The 13428-nt window shown below is 41.6% G+C and carries 4 protein-coding genes; all 4 read right to left on the reverse strand.

Translation table 11 applies throughout. The annotated features are described in order from the left end of the window. Positions 1-2 precede the first annotated feature (2 nt). The 4 genes from CWC17_RS00460 to CWC17_RS00475 are packed head-to-tail and all read right to left on the reverse strand — an operon-like array spanning position 3 to position 13254. Positions 3-1304: a TolC family outer membrane protein gene (locus CWC17_RS00460; RefSeq protein WP_138611799.1), complete on the reverse strand. Its 1302-nt coding sequence runs from the start codon at positions 1302-1304 to the stop codon at positions 3-5. 12 nt (positions 1305-1316) lie between these two features. Then, a complete protein-coding gene (locus CWC17_RS00465) occupies positions 1317-2624 on the reverse strand; it encodes an HlyD family type I secretion periplasmic adaptor subunit (protein WP_138542344.1) in 1308 nt (435 codons plus the stop codon). Then, entirely contained in the window at positions 2624-4744 is a 2121-nt protein-coding gene (locus tag CWC17_RS00470) for an ATP-binding cassette domain-containing protein (RefSeq protein WP_138611800.1), read from the reverse strand. The genes CWC17_RS00465 and CWC17_RS00470 overlap by 1 nt, the downstream gene beginning before the upstream one ends. Beyond that, complete coding sequence (locus CWC17_RS00475; RefSeq protein WP_138611801.1) at positions 4741-13254, reverse strand: beta strand repeat-containing protein; 8514 nt, start codon at positions 13252-13254, stop codon at positions 4741-4743. Before CWC17_RS00475 ends, CWC17_RS00470 begins: the two co-directional genes overlap by 4 nt. Between the last annotated feature and the right edge of the window lie 174 nt (positions 13255-13428).

Below are 13428 nucleotides of genomic sequence, written 5' to 3' on the forward strand. Positions count from 1 at the left end.
TATTATCTATCTCCAAGCTGCCAAGCATCTGGCTTATCTACTTTTAAGGCACTCACTAAACGACCCGTTGCATTAATTAGTCTGTAACTTGCAATACGTTGATCATACGCTGATTCAATATAGTTTCTTCTTGCAGTAAACAACTCAATTTGCGAATCAAGAACATCTAATAGTGAACGCCGCCCTAAGCCAAACTGTCTTTCGTAACCTTGTTGTGCCACTTCAGCATAACCAACGTTTTCCTGATAAAACTTCTTTTGCTCGTCTAAAAACACATAAGCATTCCACGCAAAGCTAGTAGCCTCTTTGACCTGTCTGTGGGTTGAATCTTTTACTGCTACAGCTTCTTGATAGCGCCATTTTGCGGCATCTGTATTTGCATTTGTTTTACCGCCGCTGTATAAATCGTAACTCATAGTTAGCATTATACGACCATTGTCATCTCGCCCAGGCGATCCTGATATATTTCGGTTATCTGCAACATCAAGCTCTAAACTCACTTTAGGCCAGTAACCACTTTTTTCACGTTGTATTTGCTTATTCGCCGCTTGAATATCATAAATAGCCGCAGCTATTTCAGGGTGAGAAATTTTTGCAATTCTCATCGCTTCCTCTAAAGAGCTAGGTATAAAATGCGCATCTGCTTTAGGAATAACAAGGTTTTCGGGGTACTTGCCGACTAGATCATAGTAATTTGCTTGTATGTCTAATAAGTTGTTTTTAGCCGCTAAGTAGCCAGACTGTGATGTTGCCAAACGCGATTGCACTTGAGCTACATCGGCATCACTTGATAAACCACGCTGATGACGCTGCTCTATATCACTTAAAATCTTTTTATGTATTTCGATATTTTTTTCAGACAGCTCAATTAATTCAATTGCTTTAAGTAAATCTAAATACACTTGCACAACTTCAAGGCTGATGTTTTCTGCCTCAGAAATTAAACCAAGCTGATCGGCCCGCGCTTCATTATCTAAACGCGCTACCTCTGAAGAGGTGCTAAAACCATCGAACAGCATTTGTGTTATTTTTAAGCCCAGTTCACGGCGGTCGAGCTCAGTATCAAATTCGCTACCAGATTTATAATTAACGTGCTCATAACCATAGGCTGCATATAAACGTATTTGTGGTAAATATTCACTAAATGCACTACGTTTGTCACGATACTTAGCCTCAAAGCTCGCATATTTTTGCATTAAGCGAGGGTTTGTATTTAATGTTTCTGCTACCGATTGCTCTAACGTAAGAGCACTTGCATACCCCGGTGTTAAAGCTAAAACAGAGAGTAATCCTATAATTCGCATTTAATATTCCTATTATGGTTCACGCATGGCATTTGCCTTTGCTCTTAGCAAAGGTTTTAACCAGTAATCTAAAACAGTTTTTTTCCCAGTAATTATATCTACCTGAGTTTGCATACCCGGTATGATAGGCTGCTGAGCAATCTGACTTACGGTGGTTTTTATAAAAGCTTGGTAATAAGCGGTGCCATCTTCTAAATATTGCGCATCCGCACTAATGTATGTGACCTCACCTTCTAAACCTCCGTATATAACAAAATCATATGCAGTAAATTTTACCTTTGCAGGCATACCCACTCTTATAAAGCCAATGTCCTTAGGCTGTACTTTAGTGTCAATTAAGAGCTGATCATTTTGAGGGACAATCTCCATCATAACTTCACCAGGGTCGATGACACTGCCGATAGAACGCGAGACTATATTTTTAACCGTTCCTCTTACAGGCGCTCTTACCTGTGCTTTTAACAGCCTGTCCTCAAGCGCTTTACTACTTTGTGAAATTTTAGCCAGTTCATTACTCACTTCATCTAACTGATTTTGTGTATCGGCTAAATAATCAAATACAATCGCTTTGCGTTCTTCAAGTACCTGGCTTTTGGCTGCTCTAAGCTGCTGTAGCAGTGCCGTAGCTTGGTTTAGTTCACCTTTCATTGCAATTTCATCGCGTTGTAATTTAACCAGTTCCATTTCAGCAACGGCTCCAGCATCTACTGCGCTTTGCGTTAACTCTACCTCTCTGCTCGTAAGCTTTAAGCTTTGCTTTAACGCTGAAATATTAGCCAGTTGTTCATTACTTGCCTGCTCTTGTTGCAATAAGCTTTGCGTACGCTGCTGTAATTGTGACTCGAGTTGAGTTAAACGAGATGTGTAAGTGTTATAGGCTTGCCTATATACCTCTGGCGACACGCCTTTTCGTGGTATTTCTAGGCGCTGAATTGTGGCTCCAAAACTACTTTTATCATCAAGTTCAACACTTTTAAGCTCTGTTAACAGGCGGTTACGCCTTGCGAGTAAAGACTCTCGCTCTTGGCTTGATTCTGCAAAAGCGGCCGCAAAGCGAGTTTCGTCAATTAAAAGCAATGGGTCGCCCACTTCAACTAACTGTCCCTCATGTACAAGTACTTCTTTTAATATGCCACCGTCGAGGTTTTCTATTGTTTGTACACGCTGAACAGGAATAACAGTGCCTTGTCCAATAATTACCTCTTCTAGCTTAGCAAACTTGGCCCACAAAACGACTGATAACAGCAAAATAAAAACAATAATAACCAACCGCTTAGCTTGCTTTGCAGCTTGCAGCTGCCCCATATATAAATCAGCCATTATTTAGACACGCTCCCACTATTGGCATTACTTACTCGCGTCACTTTTTTACTCACCAGTTTTACGCCGCCCGATACTTTTTCGCTAAATAATGATTTGGGGGTTTCTATACTCTTTAATCGACCATGGTCAATAACAAAAATCCTGTCACATATTGAGAGCATCTCTTTGCGGTGGCTAGAAATAACAAGCGTTTCTGTACGCTCTTTTAAAGTTTTAATTAATAGTTTTTCATGCCCTTCATCCATAGCTGAGGAAGGCTCATCTAATAGGAGTAATGAATTATCACTTTGTAATATTGCGCGAGCAATGCAAACAGCTTGTCGTTGTCCTCCAGATAAAAATCGGCCGAATTCGCCTACTTGCGTTTCAAGTCCCGACTCTAAGCGATCAATAAAGCGACTCACACCTGATTGCACAAGCGCTTTTGTCAGCTCCGTTGGGTTGATGTTTTGAGCGCCTAACGTGATATTCTCAAGCACAGTGCCATAAAATAGGCTTGGGCTTTGTGCTACCCAGCCGCTTTGTCTACGTAACGCACTTAAAGACCAGTGTTTTATGTCAATGTCATCTATTAATAGTTGCCCAGACGTTGCTCTGTATTGACCTGCAATAATAGCCAGTAAGGTAGACTTACCGGACCCTGCTCGTCCATACAAACCAATTTTTTCACCTTTTTTGATATCAAAATTAATATTGTGAATAGCTTCAAGTTCTTGCTCATGGTATTGAAAACTTAAATAACGCGCTGTAATATTGCCATTTAAAGAAGCATCAATTGTACTTTCGCCACTTTGCTGCTCTTGCTCTAATGCCATTATATTTTTAACTGACTCAATAGCTGTTTGCGTTTGTTTGTACTTTAAAACAAGCCCAGCCAACGAAGATATAGACCCCGATGCTCGACCACTTAACATAACAATAGCAATCAGTGCGCCCATACTAATGTCACCATTACTTATTAAGTAAACACCAAATACAATTAAGCCTATGCTAGTAAATTGACTTAAGCTTGCCACGGTATGTGTAAGCGTTGTAGCACTATGGCGAGATTTGTTTTGCCAATCAACCATTTGAGCGAGTGTTTGCTCAAGCTTTTGCTGCGCATTTGCCTGGCCGTTCATCTGTTTTAATTCAACAAGTTGGTTTAAGTTTTCAATTAAATACGCTTGGCGCTGAGTTGATAACTTAGAGGCCTGCTCTACGCTTTCATTTAATTTAGCTTGTAATACAATACTTGTAATAATAACAATGCTGAGCACAGCAACAGGGATAAGTACAATCAACCCCCCAAGCCAAAATATCAATGCTAAAAACAATAAGGTGAAAGGTAAATCAATAACAGAAACCAATGTGGCAGAAGTAATAAACTCCCTTACACTGTCAAAATCTTGCACTTGTTTGGCGTAGGCACCTGCAGAGGCTGGGCGTTGCTCAAGCCTCATACCCAACACCTTAGCGTACAACATACTACTGATACGTAAATCTATTTGTCTACCGGCGGCATCAGTTAAATGCCCTCTTGCTTGCTTTAACAACCAGTCAAAAATAATCGCTATTGTGGCACCCGTTGCTAATACCCATAAGGTATCTAACGCTGCATTGGGTACAACACGGTCATACACATTCATAGTAAATAGTGGCACTACTAATGCGAGTAAATTTACCGTTAGTGACGCCAATAATAATGAGTTATAAAATGGTTTTACCTGCTCCCAAGCAGGTCTTAGCCAACCGGGGATACGGGTATGGAGTTTTTCTGAACGCTCATCGGTTACATCTTCGTGAGAGAGATACCAAATTAACTCTTTATCAATATCAGTTAACTGCTTTGGTTCCGCTCCATCTTGCGAGCTAAATGTACTTTGTCCCTTACTCTCAAAAAACCAAAAATAGCCATCTTTATCGAGTACCAAAGCAGGATAAGCATAATGCTTAGGCGCAGTTTGCTGCTGAGCACTGACATTAATATTACTCAATGCTTGTTCTAAATGATGAGCCGAAAACTCATTGCTAGGCAAACCAAGTAACAAGTTATCGCTTTGATGGCGTAAATGCAGGGCATCAGCAATGTGCTTGCCAAGTAGCTGCATTTGTTCTCGTTTTAAATTTAACTTCATACGTTTTGATCGCCGTCTAGGCTTTCATTCATACTTTGAGCGAAAGCAGTGTCGCTGCCACTTGAGCCCTCACTATATGATTGAGCTTGAGCGCCGCTTGAGCTTGAAGTGTTACTTGCTGAAGCTGAAATTGTCACATCCACCTCTTCGGTGGGAGCTTGTTGAGTCTCACCGTTAAGTGTAGAAAACGCATTAAGTGTTAGCGTGAAGCTATCACCAGCGTCGGCATCAATAATTTCTAAGGCTTCAATATCAGTAATATCAACAGTCCATGTATCACCGATTTTTTCACCAAAATTAAAGCTGTACCCATCTGGTAAACCTGTAATTTCAATATAGCCCGTTTCATCTGCCGCAGGGTTTTGCAAATCTACATCTAGGTTTAAGGCGATATTATTAGTTGAATTACTTGTAACATCATTTGCAGCAGTCCATACAGGCGCATCAGCTTGAGGTTCTAACTCAATAATAAATTCTGATGATTGTGTCTCACCCACACTTGTTACTGTTTCACCATTAATTTGTGCGGTATCAACAGTTGCAACATCAACACTCATGTTTAATGTTCCAAAGGCAAGGCCACCGGCATTAAAGTCAAAGTTTTCGATTGAGTTACTGTCACTGGTAATTGTTGCACTAAAGCCGCCATTACCATCGCTAGTAAAGAACACAGTTTCACTTCCTACTGTGATAAACGCTTCACCGTCTACAAACTGCAAGACTGAATCATCTGAATCTGCGGCTATATTCACCGTTAACTGAATTGTCTCCGTACCATCCGCTTCTTCACTAAAGGCCTCTAAGTCAATAGTTAGGGTGTCATCTTCTTGTCCATCGTAGCTTTCAAACGGCTTTTTAGAAAAATCCAATGCATCGGCTTCTGGGTTTACAACAACCATAAACGAGGCTGAAGTCTGTACTATTTCACCTGGTGATTCATCCTGAGTTAGCGCATTTAGGGTTAATTCAAATTCACCACTAAAATCAAGTGGCGGTACAATAATCAAACCAGCTAATTGCTCAGCAGTAACAGTCCAGCTTGTGGTGTCTTCACCATTAAAGGTGCCACCATCTTTACCATTATTAACAAGTAAATTACCATCAGCATCTTTTAGTACGGCATCTTTTGGTACGCCAGAGATAGTAATTGAAATAGTTTCTGAGCCGTCATTATCTTTTAGCAGTGCACTTAAGCCCGTTAATGCTATATCAGTATCTTCGCTACCTTGTGCATCTGCTACTGTTAATACTGCTTCGTCAGTCACTGCCTCCACTGCAATACTAATTGTATTAGTAACTTGCGTTGTATCTGTGGCAGTACCTGTACTTAATTGTGCAGTATCAACAATGGTTGCCGTTATTTGAATATCTATGTCAGTACCAGATTGATCTTCAGTTGGCTCAACCCCAATACTTGCCAGTGCAGCAGCAAACTCTGCCTCTGTACCGTTATATGTGTACGTGTTATCGCCGTTATCGGTAAACTTGCTATCAGGGTCATACAATCCAACGCCATCCGGTAAGGTAATAATAATTGGCTGAGAAAAATCAACTTCTTCAACCCCGCCATTTTGCTCTGGGTTTGACTCATCATCTACTTGGTTTAAATCGGTTAAAGCTAATGTTAAGCCAAGTGCTGTGGTACGGTTATCTTCCTTAATTTTGCTAATAGCAGCACTGAACTCACCACCATCAGCGACTGGGGTCACATCTATTTCTAAAGATTGCGTGTCATCAATATATTCATCGCCACTATCATCATCTACCGCAATGATCGTTACCGGAATAATTAACTGCCCTGAATAGTCATCACCAGCACTGGTAAAGCTTAAATTACCAAGTGATCCTTCAGGAATAATATACTCAGCAACTTCACCGTCATCTCCTGGAATTGCGATAACACCATCACCTTCAATAATAAGACCTTCAGGTAAGTTATCTGCACTTATGTAAACAGTAACGGTATCGTTTTCATCGTCAGTTAAACTGGTATTAATATGCCCTGTAAAATCAACTGCTTCATCTTCTACTGCATCTACCACCGAAATTTGTAACTGCCCTACTTCAGAAGCCTCTGACGTACTACCGTCTCCTTCAACAGTAAAGTTAACGGTAAAGTTGTCACTTAGTAATACCGCATGGCTGCCATCGGCTACGCGCGCTTTAACAGTAACCTCTATATCACCTGTAGAGTTTTGTGCTTCTAAGGTTACATCAGCAAGTAAGTCATTAATTACATCTGTTACTGTGTCACTTGTGCCTGCATCAATAGGTATAATCCACCGGCCAGAGCCATCTGGGTACGCACCATTTGGATGAAGCACCTCTATATTTACGCCATCAGGGAGTATTATCTCTATGTGAGTAATAACCTCAGAGCCATCAACATCTTCTTCAGTAAAGCTAACAGCCCCCGATAGGCTTAGTGTTCTGCTTGAGCTAGTTATTGTGTCATCCGTTGCTTCAAGACGGGTAACAGCACCACTGTTATCGCGCTCAGCACTACTTTGGGTATCAACCTGTCCATTAACAGTGACTGTAACTTGACTACTAATATCCTCGCTCACACTGCCTACATTAGAGGTATCGGTCACCGTGTAAAGTACATCAACAGTTAGCGTGCCAGAGAAATCCTCATCAGGCAGCAAACGCACTCTATCGCTGGCTAAAACATCCTCAAGCGTTGGGTATTCGTCATTAATTAAATCAGCTAAATCAAACCCACTACCTGCGCTCACTTCGCTGCTATCAACGTACAAGGTAGTGTTTGCTGGTATACCTGTAATTACAGCACCTGTTATTGTTTCTGACCCGTCGCTGTCGATTAAATCTGGGTTAAAGTTAAGCGCAATACGTGTATCTTCATTGCCTTCAGACGTTGTTGCTAGGCTTTGCGTATTATTGTCGATTGTTGGATTAAAGTTTGTAGTTACAGCAATGTTGTAATCAGCAGTATCACCATCAGCCTCTGTCGGGACTACTTTAATATTAAAGTTAACTTCACCACTAAAGTCATCAACAGGCGCTAAATAGTAATTTTCCATCTCTGCGGCCGTTAAGCTATACATTGGCTTGCCATTAGCATCAGTACCAACAATTGATAAATTAGCAGGGTCGCCGTTTACATCTACTAGCATTACCGAGTCTGGTAAGTCAGAAATAACTAAACTAATTGCTTCTGACTGATCCACATCAGAGGTCACAATTAAGAAATCTAAACGTAGATTAGTATCTTCTATGCCTTGAGTATTTTGCAGCGTAAAGTTGTTTTCATCTACTGTAGTAAAGGTCCAGTTATCATTGCTGTTTTCTTCATCAAGCTCTGGTGGGTCTATTTTACCTATAACCGTAAGTTGTAAAGTATCAGGCTGTGTACGTGCTTCTTCACCAGTGCTGGTTTCTGTTGCTATGGCTGTAACCGTAATATCAAATGTAGCATCGGTTGCACGGCTGGCATCTTCTTTTTGTTTTAAGAATATGTTCCCTGCTTGCAGCTCTACATCACTTACAAGCCAATTGCCATCTGCATCTTGAATTAACACATCTCCATTTTCGTCTACCAGCTCAAAACCTTCTGGCAATATAACTTCAAAACTAAGCGTTTCGGAGCCGTCTTGGTCAATCAGTAAACCTCTGAATAAGTCTATAGCAGGGGTGAGCGAATCTTCATCTACGGTTTGGTTACGCACAAATAAGCGAGGCTCATCAGCAACAGGGGTTATTTCAACCGTTACCGTTTGCGTACTTGATGATGCACTATCGTTGTTTTCAGCTTCTGTTGCTACAGCAGTAATATCAAAAGTAAACGTGCCCGCTACATGCTCTTCGCCAACTACAGTTAAGCTTTGTGCCTCTGCTGCGGTTATTTCATCACCGTTTGATAGCGTACGGCCATTGGCTGTAACAATTAGGCCCTCTTGTATATTATTGATTATATAAGTGAGTGTTTCTGAGCCATCTGTATCTTGCAGTGTAGCGCCAATATTAATAGCAGCTTCGGTATCTTCTGCAGTTGTGTAACTGTAATCGTTTGTGTTATCCCAATCAGGGGTGTCGGCCACTGATATAACACTTACTGCTTGAGTGGCATTGTATTCACGATTGCCATTATCAGTCGTTACTGTTGCATCAATAGTTAGGTTTACCGTTTGAGTTTGGTTTGAGCTATCGGCAAGCGGTTCAAATGTTAAAGCGCCGTTTATAGTTGCTACGCCATTAGCATCAATACTTAACTGGCTGCCACTTAGTACATAATAACCATCGGTAGCTGTTAGCTCACTGCCATTTAATAATAACTTTCCACCTTGTAAAGAACTTTCTTCAATACGTATTTGAGTAACCGTTTCATTTTGGTCAATATCGCCCGGGTTTACGGTAACAGTAATTGTAGAAGAGCCATCTTCATTGGCATCTGTTGCAGTGGTGGTCATCTCACCAATGTCATCACTTGTAGTCAGTGATAAATCTGCTGTCGCTGTATCACCGTCAGTATCTGTTACAACATAAGTGATTGTGTCAACAAAATCATTAGCTGATGAGCCAAATGTAGTGGTGGTAATTGTTACGCTACCATCTGAATTAATTGTAGCAGTACCGTAATCTTCATCACCATCATTTAAAGCGAATGTATCGCCCACATTTCTAACCACATCGTTATAAGTAATGCTTGTTACCGTCGCCCCATCAGCTCCCCCTTCAAGGTTAGCTAATAAATCGATTGTAACGGTTTCCCCTTCCGTCAATGCTTTACTTGCACCAGGTAAGCTTGGGATGTCATCAGTTACTGTGGCAACAACAACACTTTGTGAATTTGATATATCCCCGTCGGCATCTACCGCTACTAAATCGATTATTACATCAAGTGTATTTTCTCCATTGCCCGCTTCGTGGTCTAAGGCTTTGAATTGCTCATACTCAAAGGTTCCATCAGCATTAAACCTAACGCGGAAAACTGTTTCAGCTGCCCCGCTTTCGCCTGTTGGTGCTGTTGCTAAATACCAGCCATTATCGTCAGCTGTATTTGATAGCGTAACGTCTTCACCTGAAGAGGTGTAACCAGAAAAACTAAAACCGTCAGCTAGTTTCACTTCAACAACTTCATCTGAGCCTGACGTAACACTAATATTGCCCTCGGTTTTAATTGAGTCGTTATTACGCAAGCCTTCTTCGTCAACCACAGGAGCGCTGTCGCCTGAAGTTGTGACACTCGGTGACTGACCATCTTCTACGTTTACTGCTAATGCACTTTGTTCTCTAGTGCCATCGGCATCAGTTGAAATAATAGGTACGTTAATAGCAAGCGCTGTTTCTTGTGAATCTAAATGATCAATAGCCCCTACGATTTCAAAGACAATGTTGTAACTTTCAGAGGTGCCTGCAGCTACATCCACATCAGTTGGAAGAGTTACCGTAAATACAGTAACGCCATTAACTACACCGTTTGCGGTACCATCCTCATTAACTTGCCATGTAATCGGCTCACCGTTTTGGGTAAGAGCATTGCCATTGCTATCAAGTACCGCCTCACCTGAAGCTACATTCATACCAAGTGATTTAACAGCCTCACCGCCAGCCGTAATAGTAATGCTCTGTGTATCGGACTGACCAGTACTGCCTGTTTCTGGGCTTTCTGCGACATTGAACGTTGGCGAGGTTTGCGTTGCATTAGCACTATCTGTAACGTTTACAGTAATATTTTCTTCATCAATATCGTCATCTTGATCTTTCAATTCAATTGCAAGGTTAAAGCTACTATTACCGTTATTATCAATAGGGCGAATAAGCTCAATTGTATATTGTAAGTTTGCTTGGCTGCTTGTGCTGTTTGTGATCTCAGGTAAAGTAGCAATAAATACAGGGTTATTTATATCACCTGTATGTGCTGTAAGCGTTAAGCCATCCTCACTTAAAGTATATTGAATATCCTCGCCACCAGAGGTTAGTCCAGGTTGCGAGCCTGTAACAGCAAAGGTTAATGACGAAAAGCTATCACTGCCAATAACAGTATCTAATGTACCGCTAAATGTATCTGAGCCGGACGCTAAACCTGACTCATCAAGGTTTGCAGAATCTATATTGGCAAGCTGTGGTCCTGTGCCATCTACAATGGTTATGGTTACATTGCCATTACCGCTAATTACCGTACCATCACTATCCTCACCATTAACAGAAAGCGCAAAATCGATATTTTCTCCATCAGGATTATCAAGCGGTAAGCTGACTGTTGTTTGAACCCTAGCATCTAAATCTTTGCCATTGGCATCTTGCGTTGCACTTACGCTAAAGCGGATTACTTCGCTGCCATTTGCAGAGCCTATAATTGTTTTACCATCACCACTTAAAACAAAGCTAATAGCAGAGCCAGAACTAGTTAGATTCAACGAATTTAAGCTTGCAATAGTGTCATCAAAGGTAATTGAATCAGCAACAAGTGCATCAGAACCTGCAGCAACACTAAAGGATTTGTTATTCGTGGTAATAACACCATAATCGCTTTCTGTATAAGTAGCGGCTTGATTTGTAAAGCTGCCCGCACTGCCATCTTGTACTGTAAATGTGGCTGTACTGGTTGAGCTGCCAACTCCGTCGCGATCTTCTATTGTGTATTCAATCGTAAACTGTGGTGAAGGAGTTGAGTCTCGATTATCAAGCGCGTTAAAGCTCCATGTGCCATCGCTGTTAACCGTTAATGTACCTTCATCGGTTACTATCGTGGCTGGTGTACTTGTTGTTACACCATAATCAGTGCCATTAAATGTTACACTTGTAACGGTTGGTGCGCCTTCAACTACACTGTCGTTTGTGACTAAGCTACCTGTTGATACTCTACCCGCATCAGTGTCGGCTTCTGTAACTGTAAAGCTGTCGTCACTACTTTGTGGGGCAGAGTCGGTAATAGTCACGGCTGTTGGTACAACGACTAGTTCGGTTGTGCCATCGGTATCTGTTTGTAGTGCATCTACAAAAATATCAGTAAGTAAACTATCACTTTCACTTTCGTGATCAATAGGTGCATGTAACGTAGTAGTAAGTTCTCCACCTTCAAGCGACACACTTAACACTAAGTTACCTTGCGAGTCTTTTACCTCTAAAGATAAACCATCGCTTGCTAAGGTAACCGAAACAGGGTTGCCGTCTACCGTTAAGCCTTCAAGACCTGATTGATTTGTACTTAATGTAAGCTCTGCGTTATCTATTTCTATTGAACTAGTCGCTGAGCTTGTGCCACCATTTGCAGTATTACTTTCATTTAATGATTGGCTATCAAGCGCATCGAGTATTGGCGTGCTGTCTTGCGCGGTATTACCTGCTGAGTCTGTAACAGAGGCAACAATAGTCCACTGTTGCTCATCATCAAGCGCAGACGCAGACACATCAATATCATTAACGTTCCAAGTTCCATCATTTGCGACTGCAGCAGTCACTACTTCACTGTTAATACCATCAAAAATAGTGAGCGTGACTGTAGAGCCAGGTTCTGCATCAGTTGTACCGTTTAGCGTGGTTACTTCACCCGCTTTAAAGGCTCTACTGTTAATGCCGTTTTCACCAGTATCAATATCAATATTAATGGTGGCGTCTTTGGCGAAGGTGGTTGAGTTTGTGGCTAAATTGCCCTCAACGTCTAATGCGCTAACACTTGCTGTAATTTCACCATCGGCAAGCGTTGTTATGTTTGCTGTATTAACTTGCCATTTTCCATCTGCGTCAATAGCGACGTTTTCAACCGTTACTTTTTTACCGTCTTTATCGGTAAATATTACGGTGGCTGTTTGGTTTTCATCGGCTTCATCAATTACACCGCTTACTACTACATTACTTTGCTCATCGCTATTAACTACGTCATCGCCCGCTGCCATTGTAATGGTAGTAGTTGCTGTTTTATCGTGTGTGGCTGTGTCTGTATTCGTGGCTGTGTTACCGGCTACATCACTGACTGTGGCTGTGGCAGTTAATGTGCCATCGTCAAGCGCTGATACGTCTGCACCTGTGATTGTGTAAGCATTATTAGTAACGGTGGCTTCAAAGCTGCGCTCATTACCGGCTGCATCTTTTACTACAACAGTGACCGTTTGATTGTCTTCAACACCCGTTGTGGTACCTGTAATTTCAACGCTTGTATTTTCACTATTGCCATTAATTACGTTGTCGTCTGTATCGTTTATATCGACTGTTATTGCAACTGTAGTGTCTTTAGTAAAGCTGGTTGAGTTTGTGGCTAAATTGCCCTCAACGTCTAATGCGCTAACGCTTGCTGTAATTACACCATCAGCAAGCGCTGTTATGTCTACTGCATCAACTTGCCATTTTCCATCTTCGTCAATAGCAACGTTTTCAACCGTGACTTCCTTACCGTTCTCATCGGTAAATACCACGGTCGCTTTTTCGTTAGCATCAGCCTCTTCTATTACGCCACTTACAACTACATTACTTTGCTCTGCGCTATTAATAACAGCGTCATCGCCTGTTGCAACATCAATGCTGGTTAGGGCTGTTTTATCATGTGTCACTGTATCTGTATCTGTTGCGTTATTTCCTGCTATATCACTTACCGTAGCTGTGGCGGTGAGCGTGCCGTCATTTATGCGCTTGCATCAATCGGATCGGTAACGTATTCGCCGTTTTGTACAAGCGCCGTGGTTTCAACTTGGTTTGTACCATCACTGATGATCACCGTCACAGTT

Source organism: Pseudoalteromonas sp. S3785 (genome assembly GCF_005887365.1).
Taxonomy (GTDB): domain Bacteria; phylum Pseudomonadota; class Gammaproteobacteria; order Enterobacterales; family Alteromonadaceae; genus Pseudoalteromonas.